Annotated in this window: 23 protein-coding genes, 1 riboswitch and 2 other annotated features; of the genes, 11 read left to right on the top strand and 12 right to left on the bottom strand. The window is 42.7% G+C overall.

The features are described from left to right. Positions 1 to 21 precede the first annotated feature (21 nt). Positions 22 to 140: a sequence feature (ribosomal protein L20 leader region), on the top strand. The 11 genes from infC (at position 115) to B2M23_RS17795 (ending at position 9,931) form a co-directional block, all read left to right on the top strand. Then, complete coding sequence (gene infC / locus B2M23_RS17840; RefSeq protein ID WP_052237152.1) at positions 115 to 690, top strand: translation initiation factor IF-3; 576 nt, start codon at positions 115 to 117, stop codon at positions 688 to 690. It overlaps the preceding feature by 26 nt. A 90-nt stretch (positions 691 to 780) precedes the next feature. Next, positions 781 to 975, top strand: a complete 195-nt coding sequence (gene rpmI, locus B2M23_RS17835; RefSeq protein WP_013380523.1) for a 50S ribosomal protein L35 — start codon at positions 781 to 783, stop codon at positions 973 to 975. 24 nt (positions 976 to 999) lie between these two features. Continuing rightward, positions 1,000 to 1,356 (top strand): 50S ribosomal protein L20, encoded by a 357-nt coding sequence (gene rplT / locus B2M23_RS17830; protein WP_013380522.1) that lies wholly within the window; start codon positions 1,000 to 1,002, stop codon positions 1,354 to 1,356. Positions 1,357 to 1,538: 182 nt separating this feature from the next. Next, positions 1,539 to 2,921 carry a TrkH family potassium uptake protein gene (locus B2M23_RS17825; RefSeq protein WP_052237153.1) on the top strand — a complete coding sequence of 461 codons (1,383 nt, stop codon included), beginning with the start codon at positions 1,539 to 1,541 and terminating at the stop codon, positions 2,919 to 2,921. Positions 2,922 to 2,933: 12 nt separating this feature from the next. Next, positions 2,934 to 3,281: an NAD-binding protein gene (locus tag B2M23_RS21570; protein ID WP_242945830.1), complete on the top strand. Its 348-nt coding sequence runs from the start codon at positions 2,934 to 2,936 to the stop codon at positions 3,279 to 3,281. After that, a complete protein-coding gene (locus B2M23_RS21565; protein ID WP_242945829.1) occupies positions 3,184 to 3,603 on the top strand; it encodes a potassium channel family protein in 420 nt (139 codons plus the stop codon). Before B2M23_RS21570 ends, B2M23_RS21565 begins: the two co-directional genes overlap by 98 nt. A 1-nt stretch (position 3,604) precedes the next feature. After that, positions 3,605 to 4,441 (top strand): TrmH family RNA methyltransferase, encoded by an 837-nt coding sequence (locus B2M23_RS17815; RefSeq protein WP_167617943.1) that lies wholly within the window; start codon positions 3,605 to 3,607, stop codon positions 4,439 to 4,441. An 11-nt stretch (positions 4,442 to 4,452) separates the two neighbouring features. Continuing rightward, positions 4,453 to 4,684, top strand: a binding site (T-box leader). Between the two features lie 76 nt (positions 4,685 to 4,760). Then, entirely contained in the window at positions 4,761 to 5,783 is a 1,023-nt protein-coding gene (pheS, locus tag B2M23_RS17810; protein WP_038351633.1) for a phenylalanine--tRNA ligase subunit alpha, read from the top strand. A 12-nt stretch (positions 5,784 to 5,795) separates the two neighbouring features. Then, positions 5,796 to 8,180 carry a phenylalanine--tRNA ligase subunit beta gene (gene pheT / locus B2M23_RS17805; protein ID WP_038351634.1) on the top strand — a complete coding sequence of 795 codons (2,385 nt, stop codon included), beginning with the start codon at positions 5,796 to 5,798 and terminating at the stop codon, positions 8,178 to 8,180. A gap of 175 nt (positions 8,181 to 8,355) precedes the next feature. Next, positions 8,356 to 9,246, top strand: a complete 891-nt coding sequence (locus B2M23_RS17800; protein WP_052237154.1) for a DNA-processing protein DprA — start codon at positions 8,356 to 8,358, stop codon at positions 9,244 to 9,246. 97 nt (positions 9,247 to 9,343) lie between these two features. Next, positions 9,344 to 9,931 carry a cell division protein ZapA gene (locus B2M23_RS17795; protein WP_242945827.1) on the top strand — a complete coding sequence of 196 codons (588 nt, stop codon included), beginning with the start codon at positions 9,344 to 9,346 and terminating at the stop codon, positions 9,929 to 9,931. A 44-nt stretch (positions 9,932 to 9,975) separates the two neighbouring features. On the opposite strand, the gene lexA is transcribed toward B2M23_RS17795, so the two are convergent. The 12 genes from lexA to B2M23_RS17735 all read right to left on the bottom strand — a co-directional run bounded on the left by lexA (position 9,976) and on the right by B2M23_RS17735 (position 20,589). After that, positions 9,976 to 10,617 carry a transcriptional repressor LexA gene (gene lexA, locus B2M23_RS17790; protein ID WP_038351805.1) on the bottom strand — a complete coding sequence of 214 codons (642 nt, stop codon included), beginning with the start codon at positions 10,615 to 10,617 and terminating at the stop codon, positions 9,976 to 9,978. Between the two features lie 89 nt (positions 10,618 to 10,706). Next, positions 10,707 to 11,669, bottom strand: a complete 963-nt coding sequence (locus B2M23_RS17785; protein ID WP_038351635.1) for a tyrosine-type recombinase/integrase — start codon at positions 11,667 to 11,669, stop codon at positions 10,707 to 10,709. Between the two features lie 205 nt (positions 11,670 to 11,874). Beyond that, on the bottom strand, positions 11,875 to 12,594 hold the full coding sequence (locus B2M23_RS17780) for a flavodoxin family protein (RefSeq protein WP_038351636.1): 720 nt from the start codon (positions 12,592 to 12,594) through the stop codon (positions 11,875 to 11,877). Between the two features lie 3 nt (positions 12,595 to 12,597). Beyond that, positions 12,598 to 13,170, bottom strand: a complete 573-nt coding sequence (locus B2M23_RS17775) for a TetR/AcrR family transcriptional regulator (protein WP_052237155.1) — start codon at positions 13,168 to 13,170, stop codon at positions 12,598 to 12,600. Positions 13,171 to 13,354: 184 nt separating this feature from the next. After that, positions 13,355 to 13,858, bottom strand: a complete 504-nt coding sequence (locus B2M23_RS17770; protein WP_038351637.1) for an HD domain-containing protein — start codon at positions 13,856 to 13,858, stop codon at positions 13,355 to 13,357. Between the two features lie 140 nt (positions 13,859 to 13,998). Further along, complete coding sequence (locus tag B2M23_RS17765) at positions 13,999 to 14,559, bottom strand: ECF transporter S component (protein ID WP_038351638.1); 561 nt, start codon at positions 14,557 to 14,559, stop codon at positions 13,999 to 14,001. Between the two features lie 12 nt (positions 14,560 to 14,571). Further along, entirely contained in the window at positions 14,572 to 15,555 is a 984-nt protein-coding gene (locus tag B2M23_RS17760; RefSeq protein WP_038351639.1) for a nucleoside hydrolase, read from the bottom strand. Positions 15,556 to 15,637: 82 nt separating this feature from the next. Further along, a riboswitch (PreQ1 riboswitch) is annotated at positions 15,638 to 15,682 on the bottom strand. A gap of 102 nt (positions 15,683 to 15,784) precedes the next feature. After that, positions 15,785 to 17,119: a phosphoglucosamine mutase gene (gene glmM / locus B2M23_RS17755; RefSeq protein WP_038351640.1), complete on the bottom strand. Its 1,335-nt coding sequence runs from the start codon at positions 17,117 to 17,119 to the stop codon at positions 15,785 to 15,787. Positions 17,120 to 17,214: 95 nt separating this feature from the next. Next, the gene (gene mnmA / locus B2M23_RS17750) at positions 17,215 to 18,246 is read right to left on the bottom strand and encodes a tRNA 2-thiouridine(34) synthase MnmA (protein WP_038351641.1); all 1,032 of its coding nucleotides are present in this window, start codon (positions 18,244 to 18,246) and stop codon (positions 17,215 to 17,217) included. Further along, positions 18,247 to 19,017: a type 1 glutamine amidotransferase gene (locus B2M23_RS17745; RefSeq protein ID WP_038351642.1), complete on the bottom strand. Its 771-nt coding sequence runs from the start codon at positions 19,015 to 19,017 to the stop codon at positions 18,247 to 18,249. Further along, a complete protein-coding gene (locus B2M23_RS17740) occupies positions 19,018 to 20,367 on the bottom strand; it encodes a Mur ligase family protein (protein WP_038351643.1) in 1,350 nt (449 codons plus the stop codon). It abuts the gene before it with no gap. Between the two features lie 18 nt (positions 20,368 to 20,385). Then, the gene (locus tag B2M23_RS17735; RefSeq protein ID WP_038351644.1) at positions 20,386 to 20,589 is read right to left on the bottom strand and encodes a hypothetical protein; all 204 of its coding nucleotides are present in this window, start codon (positions 20,587 to 20,589) and stop codon (positions 20,386 to 20,388) included. Between the last annotated feature and the right edge of the window lie 193 nt (positions 20,590 to 20,782).

Below are 20,782 nucleotides of genomic sequence, written 5' to 3'. Positions count from 1 at the left end.
GGCTGATATATACTTATTAAGCAAACAAAGTAGAGGTGTCCACTTCTCACCTGGTCTTCTAACAAGGCGGGTTCATAGCAATTTAAGTAATTGATTGTTTAATGCAGGTGGACCATGTCTACCTGCATTTTTGTTTTAATAAATTCCTATAAATGGAGGTGTATTACTATAGCAAGAGAAGTTCAACACGAAATTAACGAGGAAATCCGCGATCGAGAAGTCCGCGTAATTGATGCAAACGGAGAAATGCTGGGCGTTATGCCAACCAAAGAAGCACAAAAAATGGCAGATGAAAAGAGTCTGGATCTCGTTAAGGTTTCTCCTAACGCGAAGCCGCCAGTCTGCAAAATTTTGGACTACGGTAAATTCCGTTATGAAGAAATGCGACGTGTTAAAGAAGCAAAGAAAAACCAGAAAGCGGTTGTTATCAAAGAAATCCGTATGTCTGTACGGGTTGAGGAACACGACATCATGGTTAAAGTCAAAAACTGTATCAAGTTCTTAGAACAGGGCAATCGTGTCAAAGTATCCATCCGTTTCAGAGGCCGTGAAATGGCTTATACGGATCAGGGTAGGGGTGTTTTACTTGACTTCGCTGAACGTGTAACTGATTATGGTACGGTTGACAAGCCACCAAAAATGGAAGGCCGCAGCATGGTCATGTTCTTATCCCCTAAGAAGGATAAGTAAGCTAAGCCTATAATGGTATAACTTGTTATACTTCATTATATAAATAAAATAAAAAAATAAGTTGACGAAGATAGGGAGGAGGAATCGACTATGCCAAAAATGAAATCCCATCGTGGTGCTGCAAAGCGCTTCAAAGTGAAAAAATCAGGTGTGATCAAACGCGCTAAGGCTTATAAAAGCCACATCTTAAATAAGAAAAGCCAGAAAAGAAAGAGAAATCTTAGAAAAGCTGGTTACTTAGTACCAAGTGACGCAAAAGTTGTCAAAAAAATGTTAATGAAATAATAGTGAGCAAGGAGGAAAATTTTAATGGCTAGAATTAAAAAAGGCGTTAATGCCAAAAAGAAGCATAAAAAAGTATTAAAACTTGCAAAAGGCTATTATGGTGCTAAAAGCAAGTTATACAGACCAGCGAACGAAGCAGTTATGCGTGCACTTCGTTCTTCTTACAGAGGTCGTAAAGAAAAGAAAAGAAATTTCAGAAGATTATGGATTACCCGTATCAATGCAGGTGCCCGTATGTATGGTTTAAGCTACAGCAAATTCATGTTTGGTCTGAAACAGGCTGGCGTTGAAATGGACCGTAAAATCTTAGCTGATTTAGCAATGAATGACATTAATGCATTCGCAAAATTAGTTGATGTTGCAAAAGCACATCAGGCTTAAGCTTTAAGAACCAAGACAAAAAACTTCTCAGTCCTTGGGAAGTTTTTTTTATGTGATATTTTCACCATGTTGGGTAATAATCTCCTTTAGAAAGATATTGGTTGCGGTAAACGGCCTTGCTTTTTTTTGACAGAATGGTACAATAGGTGAAAGCAAATAAAATATTTACTTGGAGCAGACAAATGATAAACATTGTTAAAAAAGGTGGCCGTATGACTACCTTTATGCGGCATCGTTCTCCAGCCGAAATTCTGATGTTCGGCTTTGCAGCAGTGATATTTCTGGGGGCAGTGATTCTGAACCTACCAATCTCCAGTGCCTCCGGTCAAAGTCCGGGATTTCTAAACTGTTTATTTACAGCGACCTCCAGTGTATGTGTTACAGGATTAGTAGTTGTGGATACTGGAACTTACTGGTCTTTGTTTGGTCAGATTGTCATTATTCTTTTAATTCAAATCGGTGGTCTCGGCTTTATGTCTTTAATGACTATTTTTTTCGTATTGGCGGGTAAACGCATTACGATTAAAAACCGTCTGCTTATTCAATCCTCTGTAAATTCAGACAGGGTACAGGGGGTTGTGAAATTCACCAAATACATTGTCTTTTCCTGCCTGGTGATTGAGGGAATCGGCGCGTTGCTGCTGTCCTTTGTTTTTGTTCCGGATTACGGGTTGGGGAAAGGTATTTATTTTGGTATCTGGCATTCGATCTCCTCGTTCTGTAACGGTGGTTTCGACTTGATCGGCGGCTTTCAGAGCTTTACAGGATATGCCAATAACTTTCTGCTGAACTTTACTGTTTGTGCGCTTATTATTGTCGGCGGTCTGGGTTTTGCAGTTACCAGTGAAATCGTCAGCTATCGGACAACCAGACGGTTGAGCATGCACTCTAAAATTGTTTTAAGCATCACCGCTATTTTGGTAGTGGGCGGTGCTGTCCTTTTTTATATTTTTGAGCATGCTAACCCTGAAACAATGGGGAATTTGCCATGGTACGGGAAAATTTACGCCGCTTTTTATCAGTCTGTAACGCCGCGTACAGCTGGTTCCAACACCATTAGTCAAACAGGGCTCAACCCGGTTTCTAAGGTGCTGACGATTGTTCTGATGTTTATCGGCGGTTCACCCGGATCAACGGCAGGTGGGGTTAAAACGACAGCTGTGGCTATGATGGCTATCACATTGTTTACTGAGCTGATGGGCCGGAAGGATGTCACTTGTTTTAAACGTCGTATTCCAGAGATCACGATTAAGCGGGCGGCATGTGTGCTGACCATTGGTATTTCCATCATTATTGTTATCATTATGGTTTTAATGGTCTGCGAACCTGGAGCTGACCCAATGGCCGTTACCTTTGAGGTATTCTCGGCTTACTCCACTGTTGGTCTTACCTGTGATTTAACACCGCACCTACATGCGCTCAGCAAGGTTGCGTTGATTATTACAATGTTTATCGGACGTGTCGGGCCACTCACGATCGCTTATGTTATTACGAGAAAAGAAAGAAAAGAACTTGAGAATAAAGGCCAGTTTAAGCTGCCTGAAGGCAATGTCTTGATTGGTTAAAAGGAGCATAAATTGAAAGAAAAACAATTTGCTATTCTGGGGCTTGGCCGTTTTGGCGAAGCGCTCGCCATCACTTTGAGTGAGTTAGGATCAAACGTGATCGTTGTTGATAAGAATGAAGAAAAGGTGCAGAATATTGCCAACTATGTCACCTACGCTGTGCAAGCCGACGTTTCGGATATTAATGCTCTGAAGTCTATCGGATTAAAAAATGTGGACGCGTGTGATTATCTCTATTACCTCCGATATCAACAGCAGTATCATGGGTGTTGTCAACGCGCAGGAGCTTGGGATTCAGGAAATTTATGGAAAAGCCAACAATGCCCAGCACGAAAAGGTTCTGCTCAAACTGGGGGTTAAAAAGGTCTTTTCACCAGAACGTGATATGGGGGAACGCGTCGGCCACAGTCTTTATTCCGGTGATTTTATCGATGCACTGGAGCTTGATACAGACCATTCGATCGTTGAGGTTGACGCCTTGCATAAATGGGAAAACCAGGCCCTGGAATCACTGGATATGCGTACAAAGTACGGGCTCAATGTCATTGCGATCCGGTCTCAGGATCATTTAAATGTTTCGCCGGTGGCAACAGATGTTATCCGGGCCGGCGATAAGCTGGTCGTGATCGGAGATAATGCAGATATTAATGATGTCACCCGCCTCTATCAGTCTGGAAATTAAAATGATGGGCCAAGAATTAATTACATCACGCCAGAATTTGACGGTTAAGAATGTTATCAAGCTAAAACAGAAAAAAAACAGAGACCGCGAGAAACAGTTTATTCTGGAAGGAAACAAGCTTTTCATGGAGGCTGAAGCCTGGAATGTGGCGATCACTGCGGTTTATGTAACGCCGCAGTGGATTGAGGGAGCTGAAGAGGCTGTAAAGTCAGCTTTTAAACGTCTGAAAGACATGGGTATCCCGGTTTTCACTGTTGACGCCAGCGTTTTTGAAGCCATGTCGGCTTTAAAGATGCCGGAAGGTATTTTATGTACGGCAGATAAATTTGATACCTCTGAAAAATTTTTTGAAAAAAAATGCAAAAAAAACGGGAAAAAATGTCTGAGTTATGTTATATTAGATGATGTGCAGGATCCGGGCAATGTTGGAACCATTATACGTACAGCGGATGCCGCTGGCTTTGACGGTATTATCTGCTCATCAAAAACCGCAGATATATACAATGAAAAAGTTTTGCGCGGGGCCATGGGGTCGGTGTTTCATTTGCCGGTGCTTCAAACCTGTGCCCTTGAAGAAACGGTTCTTTTTCTAAAGGAGCAGGGTACACGTATAATCGGGACTTCGCTTCAGGGAAAAACTAGTCTGTCTGCTTCGCTGGCTGCACAGAAAGCTGTGGGCATTATTCTTGGCAATGAGTCAAAGGGAATGTCAAAGTGTATTGCGGACCTCTGTGATGACTTATACAAGCTACCTATGTACGGACATGCTGAATCTTTAAATGTTTCGGTAGCGGCAGGTATTTTGATGTACGATATCGCGCGGGCGATGCACGAATAAAAAAGAATATGATAAAGACGATGATGGAGAAAGTAGGCGGCACGCCGCTCACTTACAGAGAGAAAACCCCGGCGGCTGAGAGGGTTTTGGTGAACAGTGCTACTGAAGTTCCCTCCTGAGTTTTGACTGCCAAGGCACATGGTGCTTGTAGTGGTCAACGTCAACGTGACGTTATACGTGAGGGGCTGCACCAAATAGGTTGCGGCAACAAAGGTGGTACCGCGGAATCTATTCGTCCTTTATGCAGTTTTGCATAAAGGGCTTTTTTAGTTTGCTGCCGCGATCCGATAAAATTGTTATTATGAAGAAGGAGATAAAAATGCAAGAGGAATTAAATCGCATCAGAGAAAATTGTTTGGAAGATCTGAAAACTGTCGGCGATATGAAATCGCTCGATGACATCCGCGTAAAATATCTTGGTAAAAAAGGTGTTTTAACCGCTGCCTTAAAGGGAATGGGCAAGCTTTCCAAGGAAGAGCGCCCTGTTATTGGCAAGCTGGCCAATGAGGTTCGGGAGGAAATTGAAACCGGACTGGCAGGAAAAAAGGAAGCGCTGGAGACAGCGGAAATGATGGCAGCCATCGAAAAAGAAAAGCTGGATGTTTCTTTGCCGGGTAAAAAACCTTCTGAAGGCAATCTGCACCCTTTAAATATCATCATTAACGATCTGGAAGAAATCTTCCTGGGAATGGGCTTTTCCATTGCCGAAGGGCCAGAGATTGAATGGTCAAAATATAATTTTGATTATCTTAACATGCCACAGGAGCATTCGGCCAGAGATTTACAGGAAACCTTCTATTACAATGACGAGGTTGTCTTAAGAACTCAGACTTCACCCGTTCAGGTTCGCGTTATGATGGATGAAAAGCCGCCACTGCGTGTTATCTCTCCGGGTCGCGTTTACCGTGCCGATGAAATCGACGCGACTCATTCACCGGTGTTCCATCAGATGGAAGGGCTTGTCATTGATAAGGGTATTACGATGGCCGATTTAAAAGGAACCCTTGATATGTTTGCAAAAAAACTTTTTGGAGAAACTGTTCAGACTAAATTCCGCCCGCATCAGTTCTATTTCACCGAGCCAAGTGCTGAAATGGACGTAACCTGCTTTAAATGTGGCGGCACCGGCTGCAAAGTGTGCGGCAACAGTGGTTGGATTGAGCTTTTAGGCTGTGGGATGGTACATCCTAATGTACTGCGCCACTGCGGCATTGATCCGGAGGTTTATAGCGGATTCGCTTTTGGCATGGGCCTTGAACGTGTGGCCATGACCAAATACGGAATCAACGACTTACGTCTGCTTTTCGAAAACGACATGCGTTTTCTGACACAATTCAAATAGGAGGAGCCCCATATGTTAGTATCACTCAACTGGTTAAAAGAATATGTAAAAATCGAACAGGACCCCAAAACTTTCGGGGATATCCTGACAATGTCCGGCACAAAGGTGGAAACCATTGAGCCCATTTCGGATGAAGTTTCCGGTGTTATCACTGGTAAGATTGTTAAAATTGAAAAGCATCCTGATGCTGATAAGCTGGTTGTTTGTCAGATTGATGTGGCAGCTGCGTCTCCTTTGACCATTGTCACCAGTGCGACCAATGTTTTTGAAGGGGCGGTTGTCCCGGTTGCGGTAGAAAACTCAGTGGTAGCTGGTGGGCATAAAATGAGCCGTACCGATTTTCGCGGCATTATGTCCTATGGCATGATGTGCTCTGTTGAAGAGCTGGGGATGAATACAGATTTGTTTTCCCCTGAAATTAAAAATGGTATCTATATTCTGCCTGAAAATACTGAGCTGGGTGTTGAGGTGCGTGAGCTGCTCTGGATTGATGACAGCATCATCGAGGTGGAATTAACGGCTAACCGCGGAGACTGCCAGTCTATTTATGGCATTGCACGTGAAGCTGCGGCAGCGCTTGACGAGTCAGTGGCTCCGGTTAAACTCTATGATAAAAAAGAAACTCAAAACCAAATTGCCGATTATCTGAGTGTTAAAGTCGAAACCGAGCTGTGTCCGCGCTATGTGGCTAAAATGTTCAAGGTTAAAAAAATTGAGCCTTCTCCGCTGTGGATGCAGCTTAAGCTTTTAAACAGTGGAGTCCGCCCGATTAACAATATTGTTGACGTGACAAATTACGTCATGTTAGAGCTTGGGCAGCCGCTTCATGCCTTTGATTACAAGAGCCTTAATTCTGACGAGATTGTGGTTAAAACCGGTAATAAGGAAAAGACTGTTGTCACACTGGATGACAGGGAACGTAATATTGATGAATCCATGATGATGATCACCAACGGAAAATACCCTGTGGCTGTCGCTGGGATTATGGGGGGCGCTAACTCAGAAATTACAGAAAATACGGAGTATGTTGTTCTTGAATCCGCCTGTTTTGACAAAACCAGCATCCGCTTGACATCTAAGAAGCTTGGCATGCGTACGGAGGCTTCTGGGCGCTATGAAAAGGGCATCTATCCGGGTCTTGCTGAAACCGCAGCTCTGCGTGCAACCTATCTGTTTGATCTGATCGGTGCCTGCGATGTTCTGGAGGGGATGATTGATGTTTATCACAACCCAGAAGAACCGCGTGAGGTTGCTGTGAATGTGGACTGGATCAATCGTTTCATTGGTATCGATCTCTCTGAGGATGAAATCATCCGTATTTTTGAAAGACTGTTCCTGACCGTTGAAAATATGGGCAAAGGCAATCTGGTTGTCAAGGTACCCGACTACCGACAGGATCTCGAAATTCGTGAAGACCTGGCAGAAGAGGTTGCGCGAATTTATGGCTATAACAGGATTCCAAGCACCATTATGGGCGGGACTACCCTTGTCGGTGGAAAGAGTGCTAAACAGAAATACCAGGATATGCTTCAAAGTCTTCTGGTAGGCGCTGGATATTACCAGACCCTTACCACCTCTTTTACCAGTGTCAACCGTATCAACGCTTTAAATATGGACTGCAGTGACGAGCTGGTTCCGCTTATCAACCCACTTGGTGAAGAAAACAGCATTATGCGTAATACACTGGTAGGTCACCAGCTGGAAGTGGTGAGTTTAAACCATAACCGTAAAAATCCACAAGGCCGTTTCTTTGAATTTGCCCAAACCTACCATAAAAATTCGAATAAGGATGAACTGCCTGTTGAGCGCAAGCACTTGGTCATTTCTTCCTACGGAAATACTGATTATTTTGATATTAAGGGCGTTGTTGAGCTCCTGATTGACCGTTCGGGTATTGCTGGATACGACTTTGTTCTGGCTGGACCAGACCTCTATCACCCAGGCAGAAAGGCGGAGATAAGAGTGGGGGATACCCTCGTTGGACAGATAGGGGAGATTCATCCGATGGTTGTCAAAAACTATGATCTGCCGAAACGTACATATGCTTGTGAGCTGGACTTTGACGTAATGGCCGGATTACAGCAGGACGCCATTAAATTTGTTGAAATGCCCAAGTATCCTGGTTCTTCAAGAGACATCGCTCTTGTCCTGGATGAGGACGTGCCGGCTTCAAAAATTGAGGCGACTATCAAAGCTCACGATACAGGTATTATGGAGAATGTTGAGCTTTTTGATGTATACCAGGGCGAGCAGATTGAAAAGGGCAAGAAGAGCCTGGCTTATTCGATTTTATTCCGTCATCCAGAAAGGACATTGACAGATGATGACATTAATCCAGTAATGGACGAAATTTTATCTGACCTCAAAAATGGATTTAATGCCCAATTAAGGGATTAATATGGTATAATAGTAGTGTGTTAAGATCGTATAAAGATTTTGCGAATCGCGTTAAGATTATATAAAGATTTATTTGCAGGAATTTACCGGGGCTGAAAAGCCCCGGTCTTAATGCATGAAATTTAAATACCAGGCAGCACCTTCGTCTGCCTTAGCAATAGAAGGGAAGAGAATTATGAATAAGAACGATTTAAACCGCAGTATTATAGCACTTTGCCAGCTAAAGGGCATTGGCCGAAAGAAAGTAAAAACCATTTTAAAATCCGTTGATAATCCGGCGGACTACCATCTTTTAGAGCTGGTTGAAATCGGTATATCTTTGAATGTTTTTTCACGCAATAGTACGATCGGTACCTTTTTAGATGCCCGAAAGCGTGCGGATGAGATTTTAAAATGCTGTGAAGAAAATGATATCAAGATGATCAATTCTTATTCTGAGAATTTTCCAAAAGCATTGCTTTTTGAGGATGGTCCCGATCTGATCTATTATAAAGGCGATTTGTCACCTCTTACCAATATGAACAGAGCGGCCGTTATCGGCACCCGTGTACCGTCAGACATCGGCTATCATTTTGCCTATAATTGCGGTAAAAGCCTGGCAGAACAGGGCTATACAGTTGTCAGTGGACTGGCTCTTGGCTGTGACACCGCAGCACATCTCGGTTGCCTGAAGGCCGGAGGAAAAACCGTTGCCTTTTTACCGTCAAATTTAATGACCATTACACCTCGCGAAAATATGGAGCTCGCAGAACGTATCATAGCAGGGGGAGGCTGTATCATCAGTGAATTTTCTCCTCTGTCCACTTCGAACGCCTATATGTTTATTGAAAGAGACCGGCTTCAGGCAGCGGCTTCTAATTTTGTGCTTGTATCTGAATTTGCCCGAAACAGCGGGACGCTTCATACTCTGCATTTTGCCCATACCTATGGGAAACCGATTTATGCCGATGATGCCATTGTCAAATCCGATGTCGATGGCTATGACGCCATGACGGAGGAAGGAATTGCGTATCAAGTTGGCAATATGGAAGAAATTAAGCAATTTATCCTTAAAAATCGACAATAATTGTAATATTTTAATATTTTATTTGAAATTTCTTACAAGATTACTTATAATGATAGAAAGAGAACTAATTAATTTTTATATACAGGAGGTAAGTTAATTGCCTGAAGAAAAAAAAGTTGTCGAACTTCGCATCTTAGAGAATGATTTTTCTGTAAAAGCTGGGGAAAGTGAAGATTACATCCGCGAAATCGCAACCTTTGTCAACGATGAACTGACAAAGGTTAAGGAACGCAATCCTTTCACAAACCACATCCGCATTGCAATTCTTGGCTGTATGAACATCACTGAGCTTTTATTTGAAGCTAAAAAGGATGTGATCATTGCTGAGCGTAAGCAGGAGGAAGAAGCCAATAATATTAATCTGGTAAAGGAAGAGTTAAAGACTGCTGGCGAAGAAATCAATGAACTTAAAGAGAGTAAGCTTCAGCTTGTCGAGGAAAAAGAACAGCTTCAAAAAGAAATTGAGGAAAAGAATGAGCTGCTCAATCAATACCGTGAACATCTGAAACAAGCTAAAATCGAAAGTGAATCTAACCGTAAGGCGATTCTTGATCTCCAAAACCAGCTGTTTGAAAGCCAGATTGAACTGGTAAAGGCAAACAAAAAAAATCCTGAAGAGATTGATCAGGATACACTTCAGACGGATATGGAACCAGAAGGCTCTTCGAATCGTCCGGAATTGTAAAATTAAAACCTCCAGCCAAAAACTGGAGGTTTCTTTTTATGGTTTTACATTTTGCGTAGAAGCCCGGTTACACGGCCCAGAATCTGAACCTCGGTATCTTTAAGTTCTCTCGGCTCAAAATTTGGGTTTTGAGGCTTCAGGATAACGATATCCTGATCACGGTAGAAAGTCTTAACGGTTGCCTCTTCATTTTCGAGTAAAAAGGCAACGACAATATCTCCATCGTTGGCGGTGTTCTGTTTTTTGACGATAATGTCGTCTCCGTCCAAGATTCCTGCATTGATCATACTGGTGCCTTTAACTCTCAACAGAAAATGTTCGCCGGTGCCGACAAAGCTAAGGGGAAGAGGAATCTGATCCATGACATCCTCAGTTGCCAGGATCGGGTCACCTGCAGTGATTTTACCAAGCAGAGGAAGTGTGACCATCTCCCGGTCAGTCTGGAAGTTTTCAAGACCGTCCTCGTTATCCTTGTTAATAACATCAATGGCACGCGTTTTGAGTGATGTTCGTCGAATATAAGAATGCTGCTCAAGTGTTTTAAGGTGAGAGTGCACCGATGACGTGGATTTAAAACCTACAGCCTCACATATTTCACGGACAGAAGGCGGATACCCACATTCTCTGGTCTGTTTTTTTATAAATTCTAATATTTGTTTTTGTTTTTCGGTTAAATCTTCGTACATTTTTGATACCCCCAGGTTTGTTGGGTTTATTATAACATAAAAGAAAAAAAAAGTAAACATTTGTTCTCGAAAAATGAAGCCATGTTTGTTTATTTTTTGTGTCCGGGGTTTCGTTTGGCGAGGGGATTCTGGTAGATCGCCTCCCGAACATCATCTACCTCGATGTGTGTGTAAATTTCTGTAGTGGAAATACTCTCATGGCCCAGGACTTTCTGGAGCGTACGAATGTCTACCTGTCCATATTTATGCATCAGCGTGGCGGCAGTGTGACGGAGCTTATGAACAGAGATCTTATCCGCATTCAGGCCAGCCTTTAAAACATATTTTTTTACCATCGACTGCACTGTACGGTTGGAAAGAGGGGTCTTTCGTTTGCTTAAAAATACGTAGGGCACCTCTGTATCTTCAGGCCGCACAGCCATATAAGCCTCCAGTGTTTCGACACAGGCATCGTTAAGCCTTATATTCCGCTCTTTATTACCTTTACCTACAATATGGATTGTTTCTTCCTGGATATCCTCAATTTTAAGGTTAGTTAATTCGGAAAGGCGAATTCCGCAATTTAAAAACAAAGTGATGATCGACAGATCGCGCTCATAAAATTCACCGTCAACAGCATTTAAAAGGCTTAAAGCTTCATCGAGGGTAAGATAGACTGGGTCTCGTGACTTAACCTTTGGTATTTCAAGACGCTGTGTCGGATCGTCCATTTTAGTGTCAATGACTGTTGTCAGATAGTGGTATAAGTTTTTGATGGCTGCGGTTTTTCTTTTTCGGGTTGAATCAATGTTGCTGCGTTTGGAGGTAGCGTAGCTCAGAAAAGCGTAAATATCCGGAAGCGTTACCTGTTTAATGACTCTCAGATCCACATCATCTATGGAAATGGTGTCGAATTCGGCCTCAGGATCAACCATCTGAAACCGTACCTTTAAAAAGCGGAAAAACTGCATCAGATCATTTCGGTATGAAATTAATGTGTTTGGTGAAAACCCTCGAATGGAGAGCAGATAATCGTCGAGTTCATCGAGAAGGGGATTATGTTTGAGGTCCATTTTATATATTCCTTTCAATCGCTATAATTGCGTATAACGTAGGTTATACGCAATTATAGCAAAAAAAATAACAAATATCAAGATTTTTTAATTTTATCGTCCAATTCCATTTAAAAACGGCTTTATGAAGAATTAAGTTACTTTGAGAAGCACGGCACAATTTTGCGCCGTGCTTCTTTTAAAATAAAACGCGCCTATTTATGTTTTAATTTTTCCAAGGTCTTACCTTCTCAAGCCAGCCATGTTCGGACCAGTATTTACCATCGTAGTATTCTGGATCATTTCTGCGCAGTGATTTTTGAATCATACGGCAAAAATAGAATTTCATCTTTGTGATTAGATTTGTCTGAGCAGGTTTCGTATAATTGATGCGGAGAAATTTTCCGGATAGCTTTTTCATCTTTTTATGAAACTTAGTCCGCTTTTTTTCGGTAAGCCGATCCCAGATGATATCACCCATCAACGCGCCTGTAAAGACGCTGATTTTTGATATTCCCCACCAGGAAAGGCTGTGTTTTATATCCTTTACCGCAGATTTTGCCCCGGCTCCAAGGCATTGAACGATGATGACAGCCCGCTTTCCAAACATTTCAGGAGCAGGCCGATGCGGCATCCAGCGATAGGCAAAGTGGTCAAGCAGTGCTTTCATGGCACCTGTTGTGTGAAAGACATAGGCTGGTGAAGTCATTACGATTAGATCAGCTTTTAAAAGCGAGTTTTCAATGGATTGTACATACTCTGCGTCTTTACAGGTTTGTTCTCCTTTCAGGCAGCAATTTGTACAGCCATTGCAGAAATGAGGACAGTCTCTTGGTAGATAGTATTCCATGATCTCAGCATGCTCTTTAAAAGGAGCTAAAAACATTTCTTTCAGACGATAAGTAACGCCGTGCTTTTCGGTTCCGTTTATAACTGTAATTTTCATGGGTTATATCTCCAAAATATCGTGTAATATCTGTGTATGGAATGCGCTGCGTGTTTCTTGTACGGACAGGTCAATTCCCTGGGTTTGTAAAATCACTTCACATCTTAAAAACGCCTGCTGCATCGCTGCAATCAGACAGTATGTTTTACGTTTTACAACTGTCTTGTCCCAATCTGGACGGCAGGCAGAAACAAGTGGTAGATAGGCTTTGTAAGTTCTGTGCGTATTATCGTTTTTTTCGGGCGAGCTCAAATCAGAAAGAATGGAAATTTTTGATATGGCATAATGATCAAATAAGAAAGTCAGTGTCATATTGCCAAGATAATCCAGTTTTTCAAAAGGAGCAAGCCGGTCTGTCTTTTCCTGAATCGAATGAAAGTGGTCAACGATACCACTGATCATACGCTCCACACATAATTCTATTAACTTATCCTTGTTTCCAAAATGGTAATTGACAAGCCCTAACCCAACATTTGCTTTTTTACAGATTTCTCGTACAGTTATTTCATTCAAACTTTCGCCCTTCTCACTGATAAGAGTAATTGTCGCCTCAATAATAGCTTCTTTACTATCCATTGTCGCCTCCCTGAACGTTGTTCAATTTTATTATACTGAACAATGTTCAAAAAGTCAATTTCAAGAGCTGTTATAAGTTGCTTGGGAACAAAAAAGAAGATAAAACTGATTTCAGTCTTATCCTCCTTGTATTGTTAATTTTACTTGTTATTACGACGATTCCCTATTTTATTTATCTGCCAATTTAATTCTCCTGTGAGAGAAACATGGTTTCCAAAAGGTGGATCCCTGTTCTTGTTTTAAAGAGACGGTCACGTATGCTTTCGATTTGAGAAGGTTTCATGCTGTCCTCGTAAATATTGACCAGAAAGTCCGCTTCGATGAGCACCTGGTAATCAACTGCTTGAATACTGCCGTAAGTATGATGGTTAGCGATCAAAAAGCTGACGCGTTCCATGATTTCATCGGATACGTTATATTTTTTTAAAAAAAGACGAGCCACAGGAGGTCCCTCGATTTCCTGGTAATTTCCGGCACTGGAGCCATATTTTTTCACACTTGGCTTTATACCGATATCATGCAAAACAGCTGCGATTTCAAGGGTATCTTGCGTTCTTTCATCTAAGCCCTCCTGTTCCGCAATGATTTTGGCAAAGGCATGAACCTTTAAAAAGTGTTGAACACGGCGGGGATTTCCTTTTTCATATACAATCATTTCGCTTATTAAATTATTCAAGATGTCTTTCATTTTTATGCACGTCCTCCTTTATATAAGCATTTTACCATGTAACATAAAGTCTACCGCTGACCAACCGTATTGTCAATGAAGCAAAAACAGGAATACAGGGAAAAAATTGACAAAAAAGAAAGGCCTGAGCCTTCTTTTTTTTAATAATGCTTTACTAATTTATTTTTTAAGGGTACTGGCATAACTTTAATAATGCCAAAGACCACCGAAAAGCAGATTGCCTTATCCAGCAGATCCGTAATAATCTGAGTTGAAAAAACTGAGGTGATAATGTTGACGCCGGAGTTCTTCAGAACAGCTACAATAAAGCTGGAGCCTGATGAGGTAACGCCGTTAAACACAAAGGCGACGATAACAGAGGACATGACTGAGACAAACAAGGTTACAAGCACAATTCCCAACACGGATTTTAAGCCTTCAAAACGGCCGCTTTTAAACAGCAGCCCTGTTGATACACCGGCCACTATCTGTACTGGTAAAAAGTAAAGAGAAATCGGATCAATAGTTGCGCTGTTAATCAATGCGGTCAGGCCGCCGACGACTGCTCCTGCTGCCGGTCCCATAAGCACTGCGGAAAGCAACGTACCCATAGAATCCAGATATACTGGAAGCTTAAGTACGAGCGCGACAAAGCATCCTACAAAATTTAATCCAACAGCCATGGCCATAAAAACAAGCATATTGGTTGTAAGCTTCTTCACAATAGCCACCGCCTACTCGTAGCCGTATTTCTCATTGGATAAAACGGATATTATATCCGTTTTATGCTCAGGAAAAAGGCGTGTCATAAACATTTCCATAAAGTCTTTGGCATGTACCTGGGTAAGGACAAGGCAGTTCGGGTCTTTTTTGTAAATACCACCTACGTCTACCATGCTCATCCCGATCGCCTTGCCTTCGGTGACAACATCTACATAATAGGCCTTCCCTGAACAGACGGAGGGATCAATAAAGTAAGCGATGGCCAGAGGGTCATTGATGACGCAGCCGAGAGTGCGCTCCTGTTCCCAGTGAAAATCCAAATAAAAACGGGTGATATCGACGATAAAATCTGCCACTGGATCATTAAACTGGCGTAGCAGCTCAATATAATTTGGTGTCAGAACGACTTCCCGGGTGACATCCAGCCCAACCATCGTAATGGGCCGGTCCAGTTGGTTCAGGACCATTTCAGCAGCATCAGGATCTGCCCAGAAATTAAACTCAGCCACCGGTGAGCAGTTTCCATGGCTTTTAAAAGCCCCGCCCATTAAAACAAGCTCATCCATCCGACTTAATGCAGATTTATCGGTCTGTAAGGCCAGCGCGATATTGGTTAAAGGGCCAACGGCCAGAACAGAGACATTATCTTCTGTCTTTAGAGTATTCAGAATAAAATCGACAGCCCCCTCACGATAACGGACATCTTCAATTTTTTCAAATTTAACACCGCCAAGGCCATCCTCGCCGTGTGTTTCCTCTGCAACAACCATATCTCTCAGAAGAGGGCGCGTCGCACCAAGATAAACTGGAATATCCAGACGGTCCATCACCTTTAAAATATGGAGCGCATTTTCAGCGCACTGATAACCGTTGATATTACCGGATACAATAGTAAGGCCTAAAATTTCCAATTCCGGAGAACGGCATGCCAGCATAATGGCCAGAGCATCGTCAATTCCCGGATCGCAGTCAATAATTACTTTTCTTCTTGTCATGATATTTTTCTCCTCGGTTAAGTTCAACCAGCGGATAAACGCAAAAAGGGCGCACGTGTAACCGTACGCCCTTTATAACGCTCTTTCCTTAGTTTTTTATAGAGGGATGGTTACGAACCTCTCCGTTTTAAAAACGGTTAATATGTGCAAAACAGCTTGCTTTACAGACAGCGCAAGCCATCATTTTCTATGGATACTATAGCATATTTTAAAAAATTTTACAACCTTCTTAAGCCAGGCGCTCCTCAATGAGTTTAGCCAGATCTGTGGCAATGCGGTTAAGTTCAGACTGGTCTTTGCCTTCAATCATGACACGCACCAGAGGCTCCGTGCCTGATGGGCGGATTAATACACGCCCCTGGCCGTCAAAATGCTTTTCAACCTCTGTGATTCGCTTCTGGATAATTTCATCTGTCAGGTAGTCATTTTTAGTCTGATTGGTCACTTTTGCATTCACAAGCACCTGTGGATAGGAGGTCATTAAGGACGAAAGCTCAGCTGAGGTGCGGGTTTCTTCCTTTAAGATCGTTAAAAGAGATACTGCGGTTAAAAGACCGTCGCCGGTGGTATTATGATCCAGCAAGATAACATGGCCAGATTGTTCCCCGCCGAGATTATACCCTTCTTTCAGCATTTCTTCCAGAACATAGCGGTCGCCGACATTTGTCTTAACACTTTTGCAGCCGCAGTCTTTCAAAGCGATATCGAGGCCGATATTACTCATAACGGTCACCACGACTGTATCCTTTTTCAGCCGGCCCTCCTGTTTCAGCTTTGCGCCGACCAGATGAAGGATCTTATCGCCGTCGATGATGCGGCCTTCATTGTCAACTGCCAGACAGCGGTCTGCGTCACCGTCAAAGGCAATCCCGATGTCGGCTTTTTCTGAGAGGACATGATCGCTCAGCTTGTCAAGACAGGTAGAACCGTATCCGTCATTGATGTTTTTGCCGTTTGGTTCATGACCGATCACAACCACATCGGCTCCGGCTTCCATGAAAAACTTCGGCGCAATGCGGTAGGAAGCGCCATTGGCACAGTCCAGCACCATACGGATACCGGAAAAATCGCAGGCGAATCCTTTTGTGATGTGCTCCACATAGATTTTTTCAGGCTGCTCAAGGGTTTCGACTGAACCATCGGTCCGGTCATTGATTGTAAGCTGGTCAATGATACATTTTTCAATCTGATTTTCTACGTCATCAGAGAGCTTGTAACCTGCGCCATTAAAAAATTTAATCCCATTAAACTGATAAGGGTTGTGCGATGCGGAGATGACAATCCCGGCATCTGCCTTGATCTCGCGGGCAATGACCGCGACAGCGGGTGTTGGTATAACGCCTGCCAGTACAACTTTACCCCCTACCGAGATAATACCGTCTGTCAGAGCTTTTTCAAGAGGATCGCCCGAAATACGGGTATCCTTCCCAATAACAATTTTAGGATTATGGCTGCCTTCTGATAATATATAAGCGCCATAACGTCCAAGCTGATAGGCTAATTCTGTGGTTAACTCCTCACCAAAGACACCACGAACACCATCAGTACCAAAAAATTTTCCCATTTTTTAACCTCTATTCCATAAATCAAATAAAATCAAATTCTATTATAGCTTTAAAACAAAAATAAATCAATTCATTTAAAGGATTATATCATGTTTTACTTATACTCGATGATTCCGCCGCCTAAAAGCCTGTCCCCGTCATAAAAGACTGCAGACTGCCCGGGCATAGGCGCTCGAACAGCTTTTTCACACTCCAGATAGCCTCTGCGGTCACCGGACAGGTGGAGCCTTCCCGGATAAAGGTAACCCCAGCGGCATACTTTAAATTGTATTTCTCCTGAATATAAGCTGCCGTCAATAAAGTGAAGTTCTTTTAAAAAGATTTTCTTCTGATAAAGATCGGATTCCTCACCGAGAATAACCTCATTAAATTCTGGACGCAGAGCAGTAACAACATATTTTTTTCCGGAAATCACCGGAACGCCGCGCTTTTGCCCAACCGTATAATAATAAAAACCGTTATGGCTGCCGAGAATTTTACCAAAACGATCCCGAAAACGTCCTTCGGGCATTAACGGTATTTCTTTTTTTATGAAACGGGCGTAATTTCCGTCCGGGATAAAGCAGATTCCCTGGCTTTCTTCAGATTTTGGAATCGCTATCCCCTCCTTCTCCAAAAAAGCCCGCACCGCATCTTTTGACTGAAAAGCACTCAGAGGAAAAATAAGACGGCTCAGATATTCCTGATCAAGGGTATAGAGATAATAGCTCTGGTCTTTTCTGCTATCCTCACTGGTCTTAATCTGAACCTGTCCATGACGTTTTTCAAGCCTTAAGTAGTGGCCAGTCGCGATAAATTCAGCCTCTTTTTCATTGGCGTACGCCATCAGCCCTTTGAATTTCATCCCTGCGTCACAGCGGACACAGGGGTTGGGCGTATGACCTCTGAGATATTCGCTTATAAATGGTTTTATGACCTTTTCCCTGAACTCACGCTGCCTGTTGATGCATTCATGCTGGATGCCGATTTGTTTTGCAAGGACACTGGCTTTTTCGAGAAGGTGTTCATTTCCAAAAAAATCAAAGGTTACGCCCAGTACCTCATAACCTTTGTTTTTTAAAATCAGAACAGCGGCAGCACTGTCTGCACCGCCGCTGAATCCCACAATTACTTTTTTATTTTTCATTTATCTTTTACAATTTGTCAGATGTGTTGTCTTTTTCAAAATAAACTGTTTTTTAGTCTCAAAGGATTTTTCTTCAAGCGTCATATTGACAGAGAAGTTTTCCAGGTCTGTTTCCTGATTATCTGCAATGATGCGGACAAAGGCTTCGGTCATCCAGGGATTACAGACAAGCACCGGACCAAGGGTATTTGTAAAGACCGCGTTTTTGATCTGGACGCCCTCATTGGTGTCTTTGCCGTTATTACCGTATCCATAGTTCAGCTTTCCAAAGGGCTCGTCGTCGCCGGTCAGTCTGAAATCAGCCATCTGGATCTGGTTCCCGATGATTTCCATTTGTGAGCCATTCAGGTTACAGCTGAAATAAAGATCATCACCGTAGACGGCTTTGTTTTCAGTGGTTTCCACATCAATAATGCCCAGGCCTTTGACGACACTGCCGTCATCTCTCCTGATTTCATTGCCCCAGAGAGCAATGCTGGTTCCAGTGACAAGCATGGGACGGCCAGCCTGAATGAAGCCGCGGAGTGAAAGGTCATAAGGCTCCAGATAATCAATGATGGAAGAAAAAGAAGCGATCTCTCCCGGTGAACAGAATAAGAAATCATAATCCATTGGTGTGAAATCTTCAGTGTCAAAATCAATTTTTTCGATTTCCACCTCAAACCCTGCGGCTTCGCCCATACGCTTTAAAGCCAGAACATTTCCGCGGTCACCGTGGAGGTACAGGGAATCGGGAAACATCCACCCGATCTTTAATGTTTTTTCATTCATTTAATTGCCCTCCTCGATGTATTTTTTCATTTTATTAAAGGTTTCAAGCCATGTAATCAGATAAATATTTGAAGTATCTGCTTTTTCAATTTCTTCAAAAATCGTTTTGATATCATCGGTATCCTTGATGGCGATTTTTGACGATTCAACGCCTTCGTAAATCAACCGGTTGGCGGTATCATAGCAGACATTTTGAGAGAAACAAAAATATTTTTCAACATTCGATTCCGCAAGTGGCTTGAAGTCACAGTCAAAGCTGTAAAAGGTGTTGGTATAGAATGGGATAAAATCCGAAACCGCATAGAAGCCAAAACAGACCATTTTTTCTTCCTGGTCTGAAGCCATGATGTTTAAAGCGCTCTGGAGTGTATCCGGGTTTTCCTGCTTGATTCGCATATATTTAATGGTTTTATCCTTGTAGTGAAGCACCTCAAAACGGCCGCCAATGTTTTTAAAAGAATTAAAGGCAGGGACCGCGTCCTTGACAGAGACGCCGGCAAAGCGTTCGCAAAGCGCCAGAGCACCGCTGTAGTTGTACAGCATAAACGGCAGGTCATAGGGCATATTAAAGCTTTCATCCTCAACGGTGAAAGTCTTATTTTCAAAATCAACATCCTTCACGGCATAATGGGGTGCCGCTTCACTGGAATACCCGCAGTTTGTACAGGTAAACGGACCGACGCTGTCGATGGTATAATAGTCAAAATCAACCTTATGGTAGCATTTTGGACAGGCGCAGGTCGGATAGGTTTCGTCTTTTTCAAAGGATTCAGAATGCTTTTCCACGCCATAATAAGTGACATGGTCGGTAAAGCGTTCAAAGGATTTTGTTCGAGGCTCTTCATTATTTAAATATAAATGCATTTTTGGATTCATAAAAGAGGTGAGCTTGCGATAGATAAAATCCGGGTCGCCGTTGCGCTGAACCTGATCCTTCTGCAGATTGGTGATTAACATGTTTTCAGCTGGCAGCTGGTCATAAATAAGGGGTAAATAACGCTCGTCTGTTTCAAAGACAAAATAGTCCGCCTTGAGTTTTCCGGTCATTGTCGATTCTTTTGCCAGAATGGTGGCGATGCCGGGCAGCAGGTTTGCGCCCTCCAGGTTTGATACAACGGTTTTTCCGTTTTCCCGTAAAATATGAGCCACCAGGTTGGTGGTGCTTGATTTACCATTGGTTCCTGTAATAAAAACAACCTTGGAATAGTCGATCCCCTTGAAATGCTCGACCATTCTCGGGTCTACCTTTAAGGCCTTCTCTCCAGAAAGGTTAGAACCTCTCCCCTTGCTGACAAGATTGATGAGGCCGTTAATGGCTTTAGCGTACCATAACGCCAAATAAAACTTCATACTTGTTCCTCCGTTAAACTAATCGTTAAAATATTGGTTAATGTCAGACAAATCATCTTTGTTAAAATCAGATACTAAAACTTCATGACGCTCCAGGTCGACTTTATATCCTTCTTTAATGGGCGCTCCTCCATAGCTTGAGACCGGTTCGCTTATAAAAACACCGTCCTCCCGCTCAATCACGGCTACTGTACCTTCAATCCGGTCCACAATCCCAGTCATGATGATTCCTCCTGTTTTTAACCCCTGTCCTAAGACAGAAGTATTGTTTCAGCCTTCCGAACCACAGGTATCCAGTTTGGCTTCAACTATAAAATTATAATATAAGGCAGCGGATAAGTCCAATCATATTTCCAAACTTCTTGACAAAAAAATTTACAAGAGGTATATTAGCAGTTAGCAGCTTAAAAAAGAA

The organism is Eubacterium limosum, from assembly GCF_000807675.2.
Taxonomy (GTDB): domain Bacteria; phylum Bacillota; class Clostridia; order Eubacteriales; family Eubacteriaceae; genus Eubacterium; species Eubacterium limosum.
This window is presented reverse-complemented; position numbering and strand designations above follow the sequence as displayed.